Origin of the sequence: Glaciimonas sp. CA11.2, from assembly GCF_034314045.1 — a bacterium.
In the GTDB taxonomy this organism is placed as follows: domain Bacteria; phylum Pseudomonadota; class Gammaproteobacteria; order Burkholderiales; family Burkholderiaceae_D; genus Glaciimonas.
In genome coordinates, this window is the sequence record NZ_JAVIWL010000001.1 from 2,987,211 (window position 1) to 3,007,801 (window position 20,591).

Sequence of the window (20,591 nt, forward strand, 5' to 3'; positions counted from 1 at the left end):
GACAAAATGACTGAGAACGACATCCCACTAGTCACATTCTTCAAGCGGATGCTTGATCCGATGATTATTCTTGGTTTGTTGTATTTGATCATTGTGTATGAAGGTGAGTTATTCACCGGGAGTTATCTGCTCCTGATGATTCTCACTTTCTTTATCTCCTCTTACGTCTATGACCAGATTGAACTTTACCGCACGCAGTACGCAGGAAATCGCCTTGCTTATGTCGGAGATATTTTGTTTGGTTGGGCAATTATCGTCGTTATTTTGATGTTGATTGGGCAGGCTAGCGGACTGCGGTATGAATTTTCTGATCGTATCATATTACTTTGGGCTACTCTTGCGCCGCTCGCGCTGTTACTCAGTCGCATTACCGCTTATGGCTTGGTATTCAATACCCGAAAAGCTGATGTAATACGGTCAGCTGTCATCATCGGTTCGAATGACCCGGGTGGTGCTTTGCTCCAACGAATACAATCTCATCGAAATCCCGCTGTGGAGATGCTTGGATTTTTTGACGACCGTGATCAATCAGTTCGCCCCGCTGGACTCGATTGCGCCTATTTGGGAGCGTTTGGAGAGGTGGGTCCATATCTCAGCTCGCACAAGATCAAGACAATTTTTATTTGTTTGCCAATGTCGGCGACCCCTCGCACTTTGACGTTACTCGATGTGATTCGCGATAGCACGGCATCGGTGTACTTTATTCCTGATATTTATACTTTTGATTTGATGCAGGCGCGTTTGGATCATGTCGGTGGAATACCGGTCATCGGTGTTTGCGAGACGCCATTTATGGGTTTCAGTAGTGTGGTCAAACGCGGTAGCGATATTATTCTCGCGCTAATTATCCAGATTATTTTGCTGCCGCTGATGCTAATGATTGCCATAGGCATCAAATTATCATCACCCGGACCGGTCATTTTTTCCCAGCGCCGCTATGGGTTGAACGGTGAAGAGATTATCGTTTATAAATTTCGTTCCATGACAGTTTGCGAAGATGGCCCCGTGGTCGCGCAGGCTAAAAAAAATGATGTCCGGATCACGCGATTTGGTGCGTTTTTACGTCGAACTTCGCTAGATGAATTGCCGCAGTTCATTAATGTATTGCAAGGGCGAATGAGTATCGTAGGCCCGCGTCCACATGCAGTCGCACACAATGAAATGTATCGCAAGTTGATTAAAGGATACATGTTGCGACACAAGGTAAAGCCTGGCATCACAGGATGGGCTCAGGTCAATGGATTTCGCGGGGAGACCGATACAGTCGAAAAAATGCGTTCGCGCATTAAGTTTGATCTGGAGTATTTGCAGAACTGGTCTTTTGCACTCGATCTGATGATCATCCTGCGGACCGTAAAGGAAGTATTGAAAAAAGATAGCGCCTATTAAGTGGAAAAAATTTACGTTAGTGAAATTTGCATAATATTTGCAGAAAAAGGTTTAAATTTTTTTTGAAATAGTTATGTCTCTTTCGTTGTAGCCTCAAAGTGGCGGTGTGATGTGGATCTTCTTAGGAGCAAGATCATGCAAAAACTGTTATTGGTGGTGATTCTAGCGCTCTTAGCATATAGCGGTTGCTTGCTTGCAGCGACACCTACTTTTCAACTGACGCCTATCCCAGTCAGGCTGCCGCGGCTTATGGAGTTGGATAGCGATGTGATGATTAATGTCGCTGAAGACGTCGATAACGCGATTCAGATAGATGGTGATGTGTTGGCCGACACTGCCGCTGCTCGCGTTTTTGGGCCGCGTGAAAAATTAGTTGATTTCGCCGTGATGGAAGAGGCCGTTTTATCTGATCGCACTGAAAGTTTTCACAACGTGAATTTTATGCGCAGTTCCAATGGCGAGCATGCCCTAAAAAATATTTTCACCAACAAAAGATACTGGAGTGGATCGCTCTATATATTCCTGAAAGATTTGAGGATGCGATCAGATCAAAAATCGAAGAGCTGGTCCGTGCTTTTGATTGTGCTGTTTTTCGTTCTATATTGGGGCCGTCGCAGGCCAGCGCGCACATACCTCCGTCTACATTCAGAATCTAAAGGCGGACAAGCGCACAGTATTTAAAGACATTGCAGCTAATTTTCGCGTAGCGAAAAACTGCAAACATGAGAAACAATAGTGACACCTTGCGGGAGCAGGACGTGAACTTCGCTAACCTGGTCAACTTTTTACGCGGCAACTATTTTCAGCTCGTGATAGCGCCGCTTTCATTGCGAACCGCGAGATGGCTGGCGCTGTTGGTTACTATGTCTGTAATGAACCTGGCCGCTTGTAATGACCGTAAAGAGATGATGAGCAAGACATTGGTAACAGTTAATGGCGATGCGATTACGGCGCGACAACTAGACGCCGAGGTGCGGTTCCAAAATCCGATTGTGCGTAATCAGGCTTTGGAAATATTAATCAATCGTAAGTTATTACTAACAGAGGCGTTGCGGCAAAAAACTGATCGCAATCCGGAGGTCATTGATTTTATTGAACGCTTGAAAACACAAGTAATTGTGCAGACTTATCTAGATTTTATAGGAGTCAAAGCGGCCAAACCTTCTAACTCAGAAATCGATACTTATTTTAAGTTGCATCCGGAATTATTTGCGCACAGGAAGATCCTTGAGATTCAGCAATTAAGTATCGCTGCGCAAGATTATTCTGTGTCGATCAAGCAGATGATGGACAACGAGAGTTCGCTAAGTAAGATAGCGCTTTTGCTGGATACGCAAAAAATTGCGTACATAAAATCTACCCATTCGTACACCAGTGGCGACATGCCCACGGAGACTATCAAGAATCTCATCGAGATGGGTAGTAACCATTTATTTATCTTGGAAAATGGAACTCAGTCATTGCTTTGCGCGTTGAGTGCCATACGGGACAGTCCGTTGACGATTCAAGATGCCGCACCACAGATTGAATACCATTTATTTATTGAAAAGATGCGGAAGGTAGCGGCGATTCAAATTGCAAAATTACGGTCGTCATCAAAAATTGATTACGCCTCCGATTCAGCACAATAAGACACCATATTTAGAGTAACAGTTTTTGGGAAGATTTTTTATCAAGAAAAAACTAACTGGATGAGGATAATAATGAACCGATTCTACGCAAGCATGCTGGCACTATTGTTAGCAATTTTCACCTTATCAGCCATGGCGGCCGATGTCCCTTTGGGCGCGGGTGATGCGCTGAAGATCTCCGTGTTTGGCAACCCTGATTTAAGCCTGGATACCAAAGTCAGCGAAGCCGGTAACATTACATTTCCGTTGATCGGCGATGTCAGTATAAGCGGTCTGTCGACAGCAGAAGCTGAGAAAAAAATCTCTGGGTTGTTGACAAGCGGTGGGTTTCTGCGCAAGGCAGAAGTAAATATTATGGTCACGGAATTACAGAGCCAGCAGGTCTCGATACTTGGGCAAGTGCTCCGTCCCGGACGATATCCGATTAATGGAACGCGTAGCGTCACGGACATGTTGGCAGTGGCAGGTGGTGTCGGGCCGGAAGGCGGGGATACCGCCACCGTGGTGCGCACCCGCGATGGGAAAACAAATAAGCAAGTCATCAATCTGGTTGAAATGATCCAGTCATCCGACATGCATAGCAATCTGGAACTGATCAATGGCGACATGGTGTACGTCGACCGCGCTCCCAAATTTTATATTTATGGTGAAGTACAGCATCCCGGAGGCTATCGGCTGGAACGCAATATGACCATTACACAGGCTTTGTCCATTGGTGGCGGTCTAACTCCTCGCGGAACTGAGCGTGGCTTGCGGATCAAACGGCGCGATACAAGCGGTTCTGTACAGATGATTGACGTTAAAGGTGGCGTGGAACTCCTTCCAGATGACGTCGTATATGTGAAAGAGAGCCTGTTTTGATTGCCGCCTTTAATGCTTCTACGGCGTTTGGTGCTTAATTTGTAGGTGGCAACGCTGGCGATCGTCGCAACGACACACGCTAGGTTGCCGTGAAGTCTCATGTTTGGATGCGAGAGAGATTTTTATGACTTTTCCTCAGCTTTTAATTATTCTGCGCGCCCGTTACAAGATCATTTTATTGACCTTGTTCATTACGGTGGCGCTGACCGTTGCGGTCAGCTTGGTGTTACCTAAGACGTATAAAACGTCAACCACTTTGCTGCTGAATTTCAAAGGAACCGATCCGGTGTCAGGCCAGGTGCTGCCAACACAGTTGGCGTCCGGTTATATGGCAACGCAGGTCGATCTGATCACTAGCAGAAGCGTGGCACTGAAAGTTGCCGACAACATGAGGCTGGCCAACAATCCAGTTGTCTTGCAGCGCTTCAAAAAAGTCAATAAAGGCGAAGGCTCGATCCGCGAATATCTGGCGGATTATCTCCTGAAAATGGTCGAGGTAGCGCCAACACGAGAAAGCAGCATGCTGGAAATTATTGGTAAAGGCAGCGATCCGATTTTGGCGGCGTCCGTCGCCAATGGCTTTGCCGCTGCCTATCAGCAACTCAATCTTCAGATAAAAATTACACCTTTGCAACAGGCATCGAAATATTTCGAGATACAGGTAAAAAACTTGCGAACCGAACTGGAAGTGTCACGTAATAAACTTTCTCAATACCAACAACAGCATGGCCTGGTAAGTACCGACAACCATCTTGATGTGGAATCGAACCGCTTGAATGAACTGTCTACCCAATTAGTGTTGGCGCAGGCGCAAGCGATTGAGGCCTCGTCGCGCGGCAATCAGGCAATGGGTAGCGCTGGAAGAGATTCTCCTGATGTGATCGGCAATTCACTGATTCAAAATCTGAAAGCGTCGGTGGCCCAGGCGGAAGGAAAATTTGCGCTGTTATCGCAAAATCTTGATCGCAATCATCCTCAATATCAGGCAGCCAAAGCGGAGGTAGACCGACTTCGGGCTGAGCTCAATAGTAATATCAGCGCAACGAACAATGGGACTGCCAATAACGGTCGGATTTTACGTCAGCGAGAAGCGGAAGTCCGTGCTGCGATGAAAGCACAAACTGCTAAAGTGCTGCAACTTAACCGTACTCGCGACGAGATGATGGTCCTGGTGAAGGATTCCGACAATGCACAGCGCGCCTACGACGCAGCTAATCTACGATTGACACAAACTGAACTTGAAGGCAAATCGAACCAGTCTGACGTCACCGTCCTTAATCCAGCGGCAGTCCCGGTGCTGCCTGTCAGTCCAAATATAGTACTTAACACGGTGCTGTCGGTACTAATGGGCACCATGCTGGGGTTGGCGCTGGCGGTGTTGGCAGAAATGTCCAATCGCCGTATTAGAACTGCGGATGAGTTATCCAACTTGCTTAATGCACCAATGCTCGGAACGATAATTGCGGAGAAACCTAGGCGTAGCTATGACGTTAAAAGCATCGGCTTCTCTCAGCGCTTACTTCTCAGTTGGAAGGGTTAATCACAATGAACAATCCGGTTACTTCGATCGTCAATCCCTCAATGGCGATTACCAAGGATGCAAGTATCGGGCGCATGCTTGTGGAGCAAGGAAAAATCACCCTTGAGCAAGCTGAATGCGTGAACCGTTTGCAAGAAGAGGAAGGTCTGCGCTTCGGCGATGCGGCAATACGCCTTGGACTAGTCTGCGAGTCAGACATACAGAAAATTCGCGAACACCAAATTGTTTATCCCTATCAAACGGTCGGTACGGGTATTTTTTCAGAATCGCTAACGGCTGCGTATCAACCGTTTAGTGCAGAAGTCGAAATGCTTCGAAATGTACGTAGCCAATTGATGTTGCAATGGTTCGCTGCCGGCAATAAGAAGCTGGCAATTGCCAGTGTCAATCCGGGCGATGGTAACAGTTTGTTTGCAGCCAATCTGAGCGTGGTGTTCTCGCAATTGGGCAATCCCACGCTGTTGGTCGATGCCAATCTGCGGCGTCCGCGTCAGCACGAAATATTTAGTCTCAATCGTGGCCATGGTTTATCTGATCTTTTAGCGGGGAAAATGGGCCTCGAAATGCTGGTCAGAGCAGAGACATTTTTGGATCTCTCTATTCTGCCTGCTGGCTCAAGTGTGCCTAATCCGCAAGAGCTGATTAATCGTTCAGCTTTTGGTGTAATGAATGAAAAATTATGCGATCTTTACGACATCATTTTATATGACACACCAGCATTTACGAGCGCAGCAGACTGTCTAACCATCGCATCACGTGCTGGCGGCGTGCTGTTGGTGGTCCGAAAAAACCATACACGAGTGGCCGATATCACTGCTTTCAGCGATCAATTACGGCGCAGCGGTACTGAAATCGTGGGGTCCGTGATGGTGAGTTTCTGATGGATTGAACGACGTCATCGGCATGGCGCCGATATAGGTTTTGTATTCCGCAAAAAAATGTTGCAGCTACGCGGCTTTTATCTTGACTCGCGGGAATACCTGCATCATCTGAGCGGATATAGCACCGTTTTATTACCTGATTAAAGACTATAGGCTAGTTACTGTATGCGCTCTCTTCTCCGAATCAGAAACTATTTTTTTCCTCCGCGTGTTATCGATTCACCGGCAGGGCAGAGTCTGGTCTTCTGGATTTTGATCGTTGCCCTGACGTATCAGGCGTTGCTATGTGCGATGCATACCAGTGTGCATCCCATTTCGATGCTGGGTGTTGCTTTGACCGAAGCAGTCGTCTACTTTGCCTGCCTGGTAGTCTTGATAAAACACATCCGATTGGAATTTTTTGCTGTGGCATTGCTCGTGGCAGCATACCTGTTTCTGATCGCCATTTTTCGAAATCAGTTAGATCCAAAGGGATTTCGTGATGTCATGATTCCTATCCTTTTTTACGGATTGGGCAGACATATTGGGGACGTTCATTATGCTGATCGTGTCCTGAAAGTGATGGCCGTTCTGGTGTTGGTATTTGGATTTTTTGAATTGTGGTTTTTGGAAGCCTTTTCTCGCGTGTTCAATATCTTCTCCTATTACGTTAGTCAGGGTGGATTGACGGCGGGGACCAACTGGGCTAAAGACAGCGTATTAGGTTTGAACGGTATGCGCCCGGAGGGAATCGGTCGGACTATCTTGCCGTCTTTGTTGGGTAATCACCGTGTTTCATCATTATTTTTAGAGCCGGTATCGCTAGGAAATTTCGCCGTCATCATTGCTGCGTGGGGTTTATCCAAACGACGTGAGGAGGCTAAAGATATGGTTTTTTTCCTTGTAGCGTCGGCCGTGATGATTGCGTTAAGTGACTCGCGCTACGGCATGATTACTGTAGGGGCGTTAATACTGATGCGCTGTTTACCGTTTGGTCGGACTAATGCGTGGATGATGTCTTTGCCATTGCTGAGTGTCGTCCTGTTAGTGGTTATCGGATTATTTTTTGATGGACATTATGGCGATAATATTCTCGGACGGCTGTATGTCAGTGGACAGATGTTGTTGACGTTTGATGTGGGAATGATATTCGGAATCGAAGGATTCAATATCGGTTTTGGCGACATGGGTTATTCCGCATTATTGACGCGGTTAGGTGTGCTCCTATGTCTCTTTTTATGGATCACGTTCTGGATGCTGAAGATGGAGAATGAGAGGGGAAACCGTTTCAGGGCCTACATCACGCTTTACATGTCACTCATTTTATGTGTAAGCGGTACTTCATTGTTTGCTCTGAAAACCGCTGGTATTTTATGGTTTTTGGTTGGCTGTTGCGTGGGACGCAAAAAAGAAACCTCGATGCGGCCTGTAGAGTACGCGCCATCCGCGTTACATACAAACTTGCACGCTGCGCCATCGGCACTCGCTGAAGCACGTAAGGGGACGCAAAATGCCTATTAACGTTGTGCACATCGTGCGTCAGTATTCCCCTTCTGTCGGCGGGATGGAAGACGTAGTGCAAAACATTGCAAGACAGCAGCGTGAACACCACGACCAGCGACCTAAAATTGTTACGTTGAATCGCTTGTTCAAAAATTCTACGGAACTGCTGGCCCGCGAAGCAGAAGTGAATGGCGTGGACGTGGTCCGGTTGCCGTTTCACGGTACAAGTAGATATCCATTTTGTCCGCAAGTGTTGCGGCAGGTGACCGATGCCGACGTGATTCATGTGCACGGTATCGATTTCTTTTTCGACTATATGGCGCTCACGAAGCCATTTCACCACCGACCACTTGTTGCGTCGACCCATGGCGGATTTTTTCACACGACGTTTGCATCAACACTAAAAAAAATTTACTTCAACTCAGTCACGCGCGCGTCGTCTTTGAATTATGACCAGATCATTGCTACGAGCGAGAATGATGGTCAAATTTTCAAAAAAATCGTAAAGCCGTCCACTTTGACGGTCATCGAAAATGGGGTCAATGTTGAAAAATACAGCAACCTGTCTTCTGCCACACCAACCCAGACGATGATCTATTTTGGAAGGTGGTCGGCCAATAAAGGCTTGCTTGAAACACTTGCATTATTTAAGGAGTTGTCGGATGGCCAGGCCGGATGGAAGCTCATCATTGCAGGACGAGAATATGATCACACCGCCGCGGAGTTGCAGCATTGGGTGACGCAACACAATCTAACCGATTTGGTGCAAATAGTACCGAACCCATCTGAGTCTGAGTTAGCGGATTTAATTGGACAAGCAAGTTATTTCATTTGTTTGTCGCGACATGAAGGTTTTGGCATTGCTCCGATTGAAGCAATGAGCGCCGGATTGACGCCGTTGTTAAGCGATATTCCCCCGTTTCGCCATCTGGTCATGCAGTCAGAAATGGGCATTATTTTGTCTGCAGAAAACATTCACGATAGTGTCGAAGCGCTGTTGAAATTACATTCAACAGGTCACCCCGATCATGCTCGAAGACGCATGCAGGCTCAGTATTTCGCCGAGCGCTACAACTGGCGACATATTGCAAATAGATATGCAGATATATATACGCAGTTGGCAGCAAGGACTTCTCCTAAGATCCACATTGGAATGAGTAAGTAGATTGGAACAACGGAAAATTTTCTAACTACATTAAATTTACGGCGCAAACCATGAGAACAACAAGAGTGAATGCGACGGCAGCATTGGTGCGATCAACCATCCCCATATCGATTAAAGATCGGTGGTGGCGTATTTTAAAAATCGTGCTAACGATAGCCGTGGTGGCCGGATGTGTGCTGGTTTCGCCCATCACGTCCGCTAATTGCATTGATGGAAAGCAGATGGCAGGAGTCAATTTAAGCGGTGCCGAATTTGCTTCAGAAAAATTACCGGGCACCCTTTTTAAGGACTATGTCTATCCTGATCTCGCAGATATGCGCTATTTTAAAACGTTGGGGATGAACACCTTTCGCCTGCCATTTCTGTGGGAGCGGATACAACCCCAGTTATTCGGAGCACTGGATCAAGCAGAGTTACAAAGAATAGTGGATACCGTTTCGGCAGGTCGGTCAATTGGCGCGTGCGTAATACTCGACGTGCATAATTATGGCGAATATCGTGGGCAGCCTATCGGTTCGGTTCAGGTGCCGCGGGCCGCATTGAGCGATTTATGGGTGCGCTTGTTACCGTCGTTCAAAGATCCAACGAACGTCGCGTTTGACCTGATGAACGAACCCAGCAAAATTTCGATTGGCAGTTGGGTAATCACGGCACAGGAAACAGTTAATGCCCTGCGTCGAAGTGGTGCAAAAAATATGATTCTAGTTGCAGGCGGAGGGTGGAGCGGCGCGCACTCGTGGTTCTCGAAAGAGGGCGGCATTTCAAACGCCGAAGGTTTTAAAACCTTTCATGATCCTGCCAATAATTACATGATCGAGGCGCATCAATATGCAGATTCAAATTTCTCCGGCACCCATACAAATTGTATTGAACCAGAGCGTCTGACAAAGATCATGGTTGATTTGACCCAATGGGGTGTTTTGACCAGGCAGCGTTTGTTTCTGGGTGAGTTCGGCGTATCGGCCAACGCGCAATGTCTCGATGCATTGACGGCGATGGTAGAAAAAATGAAAGGTAGTCTGGTGTGGGGCGGATGGACTTACTGGTCGGCTGGTAAATGGCTTGGGTCATATCCATTGAGTATCCATCCCGACAGTAATGGAGACAAACCGCAAATCGCAATTTTAAAAAACGGTATGTGAGTTAGTAACGTGCAATGCCAGTGAGATTTAAAGGGGCTAGGGGTGTATGCGCACGACGAAATTTGTTGATCTTTACCGTCCTTTACGCGCAATTGAACTAGGAAAATAAAACTATGGAGCAGATTAATAGCCACGGCAACGTCATATCCGGATCAACCTGGTCGATCATGGACAACCTTGCACAACAGGTACTCTCGTTCGCTATTTTCGCGGTCCTGGCGCGCTTTCTGGAACCTGATGCATTCGGCTTATTAACGGTGGCACATCTCTTTATTTTGTTCACTCGATTAGTGGTATTTGACGCGATTGCCATGCCCGTGGTGCGAGCCGCGGATCCCGACGACAAACTTTATTCTTGGGTATTTACCTATTGCACGGTTATTGGTTTTTTGTTGGCTTGTTTAATGTTTTGTTCTGCTGGCGTCGTTTCAACATTATTTGGCGCACCCGAGCTTAAGTCGGTTTGGCAGGGTATGAGTATCTCGATTCTATTTTTTGGTGTGGTGCGTGCGTTTGAGGCCCGGCTAGTGCGTAACATGATGTTTCGTCAGCTGGCGATCAGATCGATTTTTTCAGTCACGCTAGGCGGTATCGTTGGGATATCGCTAGCGGTTAGTGGTGTCGGTGGGATGTCGTTAGTGGGGCAGCAGGTAACGGCTTCGGGTTTGGCGTTGTTGCTTGTGATGTTACAGAGCCGTTGGTTACCACGCATCGTTTTTGATCGTGCATTAACTCAGCGATTTTGGATAGATTCGCGGCAGGTATCCATTGCGGGATTTTTAGACTTTGTCAGTACCAACGGCGACGCATTATTGGTCAGCGTTTGTTTGGGGCCCTATGCGACTGGTCTTTACAATATGGCAAAACGGATGACTTCCTCGGTCTATCTGTTGATATCCAGTTCAATGCACAAAGTAGCTTTGCCTGTATTTTCAAATTCACAGTCGAATGCAGTGGCCTTACAACTCGGTTACTTAAAGATTCTCGGCATTACCTTGTTTTGTGCGGCACCGTTACTGTGCTTCCAAGCTGAGTTGGCGCGGCCTTTGATCGCGGTTGTATTCGGGCAGAAGTGGTTGCCAGCAGCACCCACCGTCGGTGCTTTGGCAATTCTCTATTTGATCGCATCGATTCTCGATTTAAATGATTACTTGTTTTTTGCGATTGGAAAAAATCGTGTTCCGGTAGTTCTCGGAATCGCAAAATTGACTCTCGCCGGCGGCCTTTCAGCTTTTTTTTATCGATTTGGTTTGCTTGGTATGAGCCTGTCGTTTTGCGCCGCTCATCTTATTTTGTTTCCGCTATCGCAAACGTTGATTAGCCGAGCAATTGGCCTAAATACACGCATAACTTTATATGCGCTGGCGCCGCCGGTAGTGGGAAGTATTATTTTATGGGTCGGATTAGCCTGCTATGTACTAGTAATGTCCAATCGCTTTAACGATGTGACGTTAATCGTGGGGGGCACTCTGCTTGCGAGTTTGTTGTATCCAGGTATGGTTGCCATTACTGGGTGGCGTGTCAGAGACGTGAATGGTTCGTGGCAAGAAGTGCTGTTACTAACACTCCGGATACGCCGATTTTTTACGCGTTGATGGTGGAAATTTTGTTTTATCTTTCAGAGGCAAAAGATTGCTAGAGAAATTTTTTTTCTTCCTTCTTTTGCGGTCGCAGTATTTTGCGGTTTTGTGGGAGTTATCCATGAGCTTAGAGAAAATGAATCCAATCGCTGGTTATCCGGTGCGTAAAACAACTTCCCGGGTATTGGCAGGTGCGTTGCGTCGCACCCTCAGAAGAAATAAAAAAACGACGCTATTTTTTGCTAATACGAATTTTATCGTTCAGTGTCGTTATCTGCTGGACAGGATGAGATCCGATTCAGTGCTGATTGTGAACGACGGCGTAGGAATGGATATTGCAGCATTCTTATTTTCCAGTCAAAAGTTTGATGAAAATCTTAATGGCACTGATTTTATTCCTTATTTTTTTTCCGAATCGGCGCAGTCAATGCGCGTTTTTATGCTCGGTAGCAAACCTGAAACGCTGACTAAAGCAGCTCATCATCTGCGCGACGTGTTGGGTCAGACCGTGGTGGGTGCCTGCGACGGATATGGTGGGTTTAAGGAGAATTCTGGCAGTTTGATCGAAGCCATTAACTTTACTGAGGCCGAGGTACTTTTGGTGGCGCTAGGCAATCCGATTCAGGAGGAGTGGATCCTCGCGAATCGCGACATGCTAAATGCAAACCTGGTGATTGGCGTCGGTGCTTTATTCGATTTCTGGAGTGGTGACAAACAGCGTGCACCTCTTTTTGTGCAACGGACCAGGCTCGAATGGCTTTATCGGCTCTGTCTGGAACCACGACGATTGTTGTTTCGCTACACGGTCGACATCTTGCGATTTTTGTTGTTGTGTCGTAAGCATCGCTGGGATATTTGAAGGGATTAGAGTCAAGTGCGATTCACTGTTAAAGCGTCTGTATCATTTTCGATTACCTTTTGTAGGGAGTATAAAAATGAAAGCGATGATATTAGCTGCAGGTAGGGGCACGCGAGTTCGTCCTCTGACTTATGACCTTCCCAAACCGATGATACCAATTTTGGGCAAACCAGTGATGGCTTATCTGATCGAGTTTCTTGCCAGTTATGGCGTACGCGACATTATGGTAAATGTTAGCTATTTACACCACAAAATTGAAGAGTATTTCTGTAACGGAAGCCAGTTCGGGGTACAGATTGGTTATTCGTTTGAAGGCTATATAAACGATAACGGCGAGTTAATCCCAGAACCGTTGGGTTCGGCGGGCGGCATTAAGAAGATTCAGGAATTTGCTCACTTTTTTGATGACACGACCATTGTGATTTGTGGCGACGCGTTAATCGATCTGGATCTGACTTCCGCGCTGTTTGAGCACAAACAAAAAGGTGCAATGGTGAGTGTTGTCACTAAGAAAGTACCGTGGGAGAAGGTCGATAGTTACGGTGTGGTAGTAACCGATCTCGATGGACGGATCAAGTCGTTTCAGGAGAAGCCAAAACAGGAAAATGCATTATCCAACTTTGCTAGCACGGGGATTTATATCTTTGAGCCCGAAGTCATTGATCTCATACCGGTTGGGACATCGTTTGACATCGGCTCCGACCTGTTCCCCTTGTTAGTTGAAAAAGGCTTGCCATTTTATGCGCAACAGCGATTCTTCAACTGGATCGACATAGGCACTGTGACCGACTATTGGAGCGTGCTGCAAAGTGTTTTATTAGGTGAGGTCGCGCAAATGGAAGTTCCCGGAACACTGATTGCCGACGGCGTGTGGATTGGTCTTAACACCAGCATTGACTGGAATGGAACGACGATTCAAGGTCCGGTTTATATTGGTGCCGGTTGTCTGATTGAATCTGGTTGCACTATCATTGGCCCGACCTGGATTGGACATGGCTGCCACATATGTTCTGGTTCCACACTGGTGCGCAGCGTCTTGTTTGAGTACACGCGGATATTCCCCGAGGCTTCGTTGGAAGAAATGGTGATCGTAAAGGAATATGGCGTTACCCGTGGTGGGGAAATGTCGTTATCGTCAACGACCGGCAAGCGCTCATGGTGTGATGCACGCCATCAGCTACATAAAACAATATTCTTGCCTAAAAATAAGGCTGCATCAACAAATTCACAGAATGGTGACGATACGATTTCTGACGCGAATTTGATAGACGACTCGGTGAGCAGGGTATGAAAATCTATCCTGTGATCTTAGCCGGCGGTGCCGGTACGCGCTTGTGGCCATTGTCGCGCGAAGCGTTACCCAAACAGCTGTTGCCGTTGTGTTCTGACCTCACGATGCTGCAAGAGACGTTAATGCGTATAGCGGAGTGGCCCGAATTGATGCCGCCACTGGTGGCTTGCGGCAACGATCATCGGTTTTTGGTGGCAGAACAATTACGTGCCATTGGCATTACTCCTTGCGGAATATTGTTGGAACCAGTAGGAAGGAATACTGCCCCGTCGGTCGCGGCGGCAGCGCATTTTCTGTTGAAACGGGATGCGCAAGCCATCATGCTGGTGCTACCCGCCGACCATGTGATTACTGATGTGGCGGCGTTCCATGCCGCTGTGCAGCGGGCGTTAGAACCAGTTGTGCGTGGCGCATTAGCGACCTTCGGAATTGTGCCGTCTGGGCCAGAGACGGGCTATGGTTATATCCGTCAGGGCAAGCCTGTTGAGGCTGCCGACGGTTGTTTTGCGGTTGAGCGCTTTGTCGAAAAACCGGTTCGCGAGACCGCTGAGATATTTGTTGCCGATCCTGCCTACAGTTGGAATAGCGGAATGTTTCTATTTCAGGCCGCACGCTATCTCGCCGAATTAAGCACCTATCGGCCAGCGATTGCTGATAGCTGTGAGTTGGCATTTCATGATGCGTACCACGATCTGGATTTTTGCCGCCTTGGCGAAGCCGCCTTTGCGGCCTGTCCTTCGGAGTCAATCGACTATGCCGTTATGGAACATACCCGGCATGCGGTGGTGGTACCAGCGCAATTCGGTTGGAACGACGTTGGCTCTTGGGCCGCGCTGTGCGACGTTCTGGAGTCCGATATCGACGGCAACGTACTGCGCGGTGATGTCTATGCCGACAACGTTCGCAATGCGATGGTGCGCGCAGAGAGCCGTTTCGTTGCTGTCATCGGTGTGGAAAATCTGGTCGTCGTCGAAACCAAGGACGCCGTCCTGGTAGTCCACAAAGATCAGGTGCAAGGGGTCAAACATATCGTGGAATCGCTTAAGAAAAAAGGTCGAACCGAGCATATGAGCCATGCCCATGTATACAGGCCTTGGGGAAGCTATGAAGGCATTGATATCGGTGAGCGTTATCAGGTAAAGCGGATTACCGTCAAACCAGGCGGAAAACTATCGCTTCAAATGCACCATCACCGTGCTGAACATTGGGTGGTCGTTAGCGGTACCGCGCTGATTACCTGCGGCAGCGAGGAAAAACTTCTATCAGAAAATGAATCCACTTATATTCCAATCGGCGTCAAGCACCGTTTAGAAAATCCAGGAAAAATGCCGCTGCATTTGATCGAAGTCCAGTCAGGCGGATATCTAGGCGAGGATGACATTGTGCGGTTTGAGGATATGTATAAACGGAGTTGAGAAAATTGATAATTGATCATTCGCATTCTTCATATGCGTATTTCTTATACGATTTTTTCGATTTAAATTGTAGAGAAGTTGGTAGTTGAAGTTAATTGTTAATGTTTTATTGGGAGATAAAATCATGTCAATCAATTCAAAAATATCGTTTAAATATCTATTTTTTACTACTTCCGTCATTACACGGAATATCGTAAAAAGGAGATCTATTTTAACCTTGCAAACTTGGCAAAGGGGGTTATTCCTGTTACTTAATATCAGGCGTCATATAAAGCTTGTCAATACGCTTAGCCATCCTCAGGCGGCCAAATTAATTCTTGATATACCTGAAATATCATATAAGTACTTGCGGAACTACATCTCTTTTGATATCTCAAAGAAGAATAGCCTTGCGATATTGACAGGACATTATTTATACTTGCAAAAACATTTTAAAACCAATTTTTTGGAGGTTATTTATAATGTGCCAGCACGGCTATGGGCAAAACAGATCGATGATATTGTATGTGAGATCGTGATTGGATTTCCTCACACGATCGATTATGAGGGCGATCTATGTTTAATTTTCAAAATAGATAAAGTAAGTATTTATCGCATAATTTTTGTCATCTCCGATGGAGCTCCCTTTGGACTTGGAGACAAAAATGTGTTATTTATTTCTAGTGTTCAGGGAATGCATGATTTTGAAAATGTGAAGTTGGCGACTAAACTTTGTCATGATATTCAACCCGCGCAATTATTGATGGCGGCGATGAGCGGCGTAACGACTGCACTTGGTTTTAAGACGTTGGTAGGGATTGGCAATAAAAATCAGATATCGCAAGGTAAGAAATTTTATTTTTCATATAACAATTTTTTTGAAAAATATGGTGCTCTGGTGTCAGACACAAATTTTTATGAAATTCCTGTTCCATTCGTCGAAAAACCCCTTGAACTGATTGAAATGAAACATCGGAAACGGACGCAAAAAAAGCGCGCTTTCAAAAATGAAATTAGCGATCACGTGGCACGCGCAATGGAACATTTTTTTGTGAAAGAAGCACAAGAAGTCAGGAGGAGTATTGACTCCAGAAAAGATGTCGTGACGTCGTAAAACATCGCTTTCATTCAATATAACAATTTTGTGTCTTACATTTTTTTACGACCCTACGATCAGACGTACGTTTTCAATAGTAAATCGAATCTCTGTTTTGCAGATGTGCCTCAACAGGAGCTAACACGATGAGATCATTAGTGATTACCGCACATGATTACAGATCGCGGCGGAAGGTGAACATGCATTTCATCGCTGCAGAATTGGCGAAATATGGTCCGACCAGTTTTTTTTCATGCCAATACAGTTTTCTTTCCCAATTAAAATCGGATCCTCGGAGTTCTTTGGATAGGCTCGCCAATAAAGTGGAGATGTACGAAGGTGTTAATTGCTACCTTTGGAAAACAATTATCCATCCAATCAACTTGCGCAAGGGTGCTTTTTATCCTATCGAAAAATTTCTATTTAAACGTTACATCGACCATCCCAGTCCGGTGCTGGTGGAGTGGATACAAAATGCCGATGTAGTGGTATTTGAAAGTGGCATAGCACCAATTTTCTTTGATTTAGTGCGACGCCTCAATCCGCAGGCAAAAACTATTTATCTCGCCTCGGATGATCTCGATACCATTAACGTCGCATCTTATGTAAAAGATACGTTCGCCCGAGTCGGGCCGAAAATGGATGCGCTTTGCCTAACGTCGCGCATGCTGGCTGATCGGATGCCAAGTCTGGAAAACTGTTATGTGATCCCGCACGGTTTCGATTATTCGGTGGAAGATCATGCCGATCCCTCGCCGTATGGGCCGGGTCTGCATGCGGTATCGGTTGGGTCTATGCTATTCGATCCCAGTTTTTTTGTCATCGCATCGGCAATGTTCCCGGAAGTCACATTTCATATTATTGGGTCGGGCACGGGAGCCGAGCCGGGGTACGGAAAGAATGTAGTGGTCCATGAAGAAATGCCACATCAGGCTACGTTACCCTATATCAAGCACGCGACGATGGGCATCGCACCTTATCGTTCGAGCGAGGTGCCACGCTATCTTTCCGATACGTCCATGAAGCTAATGCAATATGATTTTTTTCGGTTGCCAGCGGTATGCCCGGTGGGGATTGCTGGTGACTATCCATCGCGCTTTGGGTATATTCCGAGCGATGCCGACTCGATCGGGCAGGCTATTCGTGCAGCACTGGTGGCACCGCGTATAGCGCCGAAAAGAACGCCTTTGCGTTGGTCTGAAGTGATGGAGCGGTTACTGGCGCCCGATACGTTTGCAGACACGAAATTGACCGACTTCACCGTGTGATCCCTGCGTTGGAGAATGGAAAGCGGGAAGCCCGTAATGTGGGTCGAAAGGGTGCGAGATTTTAACGTCTCGCACACGGGATTATCGTTCTACTTAGCAGAGCAGGGTGAAGTCTATCGTTTTATTGTCCCGAAAAGCGCCGTCTCACGCTAAAACTATAAGCGATCTGGCGCGCCAACAGGATTGGATCTGCCGAAGGCGCAATGCCATCTACCAACAGTAATGGATTGAACGTCAGCGTTTTTTCGATTGCGGCGCTATCAGGGGCCATCGTGGTCAGCGACAAAATACCTAACGCGATTTGAGGCCGATCATTCGGCCAGACCGCCGTGCCATCGTTGATACGGGGTGGGGCGCTTGATCCGCGGCCATGGCTTGCGAAGCGAGTGTCAAAACCATTGCGCTGAACAGATTATGCAGAACGAATGAGATTGCGAGAGGACGGACAGTGAATTGTTTCAAAAAATCTCCGGAAATGATGCGTGTTAGTGGTAATTAAGGCAATGAATTGTCATTGTTTGATTAACTGGTCTGCGTGCTTATTTATTGTGGTTTCGAGTACGAAATGATGCCAAGTTAAGTCCGATAATGATGAAATTGATAATATTTATGTAGTCCCTTGAGTTCCATCATGACCTTTAGCGCTTTAACAATGCACTGAAAAAGTATCAAATATATAACTTCGCCGTCATCGTCACACAAACACCTTAAACAGGTATTTCTCCGTGCAATTGCTGAATGTCGATTGTCATTTTGGCTTGGTCTTCGTACACTACTCCCCAATCAAAATTCAAATAAATCATCCGACTGGCGGTGGTTGTTTTGCGTCGATAGACTAAAAACAGCAATCGCCAGTCGGGCTTTCAGGAAGAAAACTATGGCGAGTTCTTATTTTCCGAAGTGGCGCTTGCGCGCCGCTGTGGCAGGCGGGCAGGCACAAATCATCTCAACCGATGAGCGCCTGCCTTGGCCACAGACTTTTGCAATGGGTGTGCAGCACGTGGTCGCGATGTTTGGTTCGACGGTTTTAGCGCCATTGCTGATGGGATTCGATCCAAATTTGGCGATTTTTATGTCCGGCATAGGAACGCTATTGTTTTTCGTCTTGGTAGGTGGGCGTATTCCAAGTTATTTGGGTTCCAGCTTTTCGTTCATCGGGCTAGTGATTGCCGTCAGCGGTTATAGCGGCAGCGGTGTCAATGTCAATCTTGGGGTCGCGCTCGGTGGCATTATCGCTTGCGGCGTGGTCTATACGGTGATCGGTTTCGTGGTGATGCTGGTCGGCACGCGCTGGATCGAAAAGCTGATGCCGCCCGTAGTGACCGGCGCGGTGGTCGCTGTGATCGGTTTGAATTTGGCACCCATTGCCGTTAAAGGGGTGATCGGTAACAATTTCGATGCCTGGATGGCGCTTGGCACGGTACTTTGCGTCGGCGGGGTTGCGGTGTTCGCACGCGGTATGTTGCAGCGTTTGCTGATTTTGGTCGGATTGATGCTCGCTTATGTGATTTATGCGGTGCTGACCAACGGTGCAGGAATGGGAAAAGCAATCGATTTCTCAATCGTCGCTCATGCGGCCTGGTTTGGTATTCCCCATTTTTCCGCGCCCGTATTCCAGCTCAATGCGATGGCGTTGCTCGCTCCGATTGCGGTGATTCTGGTCGCTGAAAATCTCGGTCACATTAAGGCAGTAAGTGCCATGACCGGACAAAATCTCGATAAATATATGGGACGTGCATTCGTAGGTGATGGTTTGGCAACCATACTCTCCGGTAGTGTTGGGGGAACGGGCGTTACAACCTACGCTGAAAATATCGGCGTGATGGCCGTGACAAAAATTTACTCTACGTTGGTATTTGTGGTTGCCGCGCTAATTGCGCTGGTATTAGGTTTTTCACCGAAGTTCGGGGCCGTGATTCAGACTATTCCGGCGGCGGTATTGGGTGGTGTATCAATCGTCGTCTTTGGATTGATTGCGGTTTCTGGTGCGCGTATCTGGGTTGAGAATAAAGTCGATTTTTCTAATAACCGTAACCTTATCGTCGCTGCAGTGACGCTGGTATTGGGCGCTGGTGATTTTACGTTGAAGTTGGGTCAATTTTCGCTCGGTGGAATTGGTACCGCGACTTTTGGTGCAATTATTTTATACGCGTTGCTGGGTTTGAAGAAGACGTAAAGTAAAGACATTAAAGCGGCAATGTGTTGATTGCGCAGATACTTTCAATGGGCCTTAGGAATAGTTTCTTTCTTGAGGCCCCATGATGTCGCTTCAGTCTCTGCGACAGTAAACGTCCTGAAAAAACAATGTGTGTAAACGTTGCGTATGACCGATTTATTAAAAGTCAGATGGGCGATAAAGTAGCTGGCCGAACTAACATTGGTCGGCCGATGCAATAACCAGCCAACGTAAAAACTAACGATGCAAATAACTAACTAGCGAATGTAATACAGAGCGAAGAGCGAATTAGCCACCGCCCCAACATGTCGCCACCAGATTGACGTTGGCACCAATCAGACCTCGCTGCCCCGATTGATCCAGAACATACGTACCGCATCTATCCCCTAATCTAGGAGCAGCCTGAAGCGTAAACGCACTGTCAGAACTCGCAGTAACCTTTAAACTGTATCTGATATTTCCTGATTCTGGTGAGCGGGCCAATTCCGGCGGCAAAATCGGACGTGTTCCATTGACCAGGTAGGTGTTATTCACCGTAAATTGTTGCTCAAGCCAGTTGCTGGCTCGTAGCAATGCCGTCATCGCTTGTGTCCTGTCACTGCGCCTTATATATTCGGCATAACTAGGTACGGAAATAGCAGCTAAAATCCCAACGATCGCGACCACGATCATCAGCTCCATCAAAGTAAATCCGACTTGTTTTTGTATTTTTTTTCTGCTCACTGTGGCTTCCTGAATGGTGTCATCGCTGTTTATTGAGTCACTCTTCAACATGTGTTTCTCTTCACGCAGCGTACAAATAATAGGCATTAACGCTTCATGGCGTATCCCAATCA

18 protein-coding genes are annotated in these 20,591 nt (G+C 46.9%); 16 read left to right on the forward strand and 2 right to left on the reverse strand.

The window, feature by feature from the left end:
* Nucleotides 1-6 precede the first annotated feature (6 nt).
* The 15 genes from RGU75_RS12895 (at nucleotide 7) to RGU75_RS12965 (ending at nucleotide 17,579) form a co-directional block, all read left to right on the forward strand.
* A complete protein-coding gene (locus RGU75_RS12895; protein ID WP_322236513.1) occupies nucleotides 7-1,389 on the forward strand; it encodes an undecaprenyl-phosphate glucose phosphotransferase in 1,383 nt (460 codons plus the stop codon).
* A gap of 135 nt (nucleotides 1,390-1,524) precedes the next feature.
* Nucleotides 1,525-2,070, forward strand: a complete 546-nt coding sequence (locus tag RGU75_RS12900; protein ID WP_322236515.1) for a hypothetical protein — start codon at nucleotides 1,525-1,527, stop codon at nucleotides 2,068-2,070.
* A gap of 41 nt (nucleotides 2,071-2,111) precedes the next feature.
* On the forward strand, nucleotides 2,112-3,020 hold the full coding sequence (locus RGU75_RS12905) for an EpsD family peptidyl-prolyl cis-trans isomerase (protein WP_322236517.1): 909 nt from the start codon (nucleotides 2,112-2,114) through the stop codon (nucleotides 3,018-3,020).
* 72 nt (nucleotides 3,021-3,092) lie between these two features.
* Complete coding sequence (gene epsE / locus RGU75_RS12910) at nucleotides 3,093-3,881, forward strand: polysaccharide export protein EpsE (RefSeq protein WP_322236519.1); 789 nt, start codon at nucleotides 3,093-3,095, stop codon at nucleotides 3,879-3,881.
* A gap of 124 nt (nucleotides 3,882-4,005) precedes the next feature.
* Nucleotides 4,006-5,421 carry a chain length determinant protein EpsF gene (gene epsF / locus RGU75_RS12915; protein ID WP_322236521.1) on the forward strand — a complete coding sequence of 472 codons (1,416 nt, stop codon included), beginning with the start codon at nucleotides 4,006-4,008 and terminating at the stop codon, nucleotides 5,419-5,421.
* Nucleotides 5,422-5,426: 5 nt separating this feature from the next.
* Entirely contained in the window at nucleotides 5,427-6,302 is an 876-nt protein-coding gene (gene epsG, locus RGU75_RS12920; RefSeq protein WP_322236523.1) for a chain length determinant protein tyrosine kinase EpsG, read from the forward strand.
* A gap of 165 nt (nucleotides 6,303-6,467) precedes the next feature.
* Nucleotides 6,468-7,802: a polysaccharide polymerase gene (locus RGU75_RS12925; protein WP_322236525.1), complete on the forward strand. Its 1,335-nt coding sequence runs from the start codon at nucleotides 6,468-6,470 to the stop codon at nucleotides 7,800-7,802.
* Nucleotides 7,792-8,949: a glycosyltransferase family 4 protein gene (locus tag RGU75_RS12930; protein ID WP_322236527.1), complete on the forward strand. Its 1,158-nt coding sequence runs from the start codon at nucleotides 7,792-7,794 to the stop codon at nucleotides 8,947-8,949. Before RGU75_RS12925 ends, RGU75_RS12930 begins: the two co-directional genes overlap by 11 nt.
* A gap of 50 nt (nucleotides 8,950-8,999) precedes the next feature.
* Complete coding sequence (locus RGU75_RS12935) at nucleotides 9,000-10,091, forward strand: glycoside hydrolase family 5 protein (protein ID WP_322236529.1); 1,092 nt, start codon at nucleotides 9,000-9,002, stop codon at nucleotides 10,089-10,091.
* Between the two features lie 113 nt (nucleotides 10,092-10,204).
* On the forward strand, nucleotides 10,205-11,686 hold the full coding sequence (locus RGU75_RS12940; protein WP_322236531.1) for a lipopolysaccharide biosynthesis protein: 1,482 nt from the start codon (nucleotides 10,205-10,207) through the stop codon (nucleotides 11,684-11,686).
* Nucleotides 11,687-11,792: 106 nt separating this feature from the next.
* Nucleotides 11,793-12,530 carry a WecB/TagA/CpsF family glycosyltransferase gene (locus tag RGU75_RS12945; protein WP_322236533.1) on the forward strand — a complete coding sequence of 246 codons (738 nt, stop codon included), beginning with the start codon at nucleotides 11,793-11,795 and terminating at the stop codon, nucleotides 12,528-12,530.
* Nucleotides 12,531-12,606: 76 nt separating this feature from the next.
* Nucleotides 12,607-13,821, forward strand: coding sequence for an NDP-sugar synthase (locus RGU75_RS12950; RefSeq protein ID WP_322236535.1), 1,215 nt, complete (start codon nucleotides 12,607-12,609; stop codon nucleotides 13,819-13,821).
* The gene (locus RGU75_RS12955; RefSeq protein WP_322236537.1) at nucleotides 13,818-15,236 is read left to right on the forward strand and encodes a mannose-1-phosphate guanylyltransferase/mannose-6-phosphate isomerase; all 1,419 of its coding nucleotides are present in this window, start codon (nucleotides 13,818-13,820) and stop codon (nucleotides 15,234-15,236) included. Before RGU75_RS12950 ends, RGU75_RS12955 begins: the two co-directional genes overlap by 4 nt.
* Before the next feature lie 124 nt (nucleotides 15,237-15,360).
* Nucleotides 15,361-16,329 (forward strand): DUF535 family protein, encoded by a 969-nt coding sequence (locus RGU75_RS12960; protein ID WP_322236539.1) that lies wholly within the window; start codon nucleotides 15,361-15,363, stop codon nucleotides 16,327-16,329.
* 128 nt (nucleotides 16,330-16,457) lie between these two features.
* Nucleotides 16,458-17,579 (forward strand): hypothetical protein, encoded by a 1,122-nt coding sequence (locus RGU75_RS12965; protein WP_416186815.1) that lies wholly within the window; start codon nucleotides 16,458-16,460, stop codon nucleotides 17,577-17,579.
* Between the two features lie 121 nt (nucleotides 17,580-17,700).
* Here the strand turns inward: RGU75_RS12965 and RGU75_RS12970 are convergent, their stop codons facing one another.
* Nucleotides 17,701-17,922: a catalase gene (locus RGU75_RS12970; protein ID WP_322240500.1), complete on the reverse strand. Its 222-nt coding sequence runs from the start codon at nucleotides 17,920-17,922 to the stop codon at nucleotides 17,701-17,703.
* A gap of 534 nt (nucleotides 17,923-18,456) precedes the next feature.
* On the opposite strand from RGU75_RS12970, the gene RGU75_RS12975 reads away from it, so the two are divergent.
* Nucleotides 18,457-19,755, forward strand: coding sequence for a solute carrier family 23 protein (locus RGU75_RS12975; RefSeq protein ID WP_322236543.1), 1,299 nt, complete (start codon nucleotides 18,457-18,459; stop codon nucleotides 19,753-19,755).
* Between the two features lie 288 nt (nucleotides 19,756-20,043).
* Here RGU75_RS12975 and RGU75_RS12980 read toward each other — a convergent pair whose 3' ends face one another.
* The gene (locus RGU75_RS12980; RefSeq protein WP_322236545.1) at nucleotides 20,044-20,565 is read right to left on the reverse strand and encodes a type IV pilin protein; all 522 of its coding nucleotides are present in this window, start codon (nucleotides 20,563-20,565) and stop codon (nucleotides 20,044-20,046) included.
* Nucleotides 20,566-20,591: the final 26 nt, after the last annotated feature.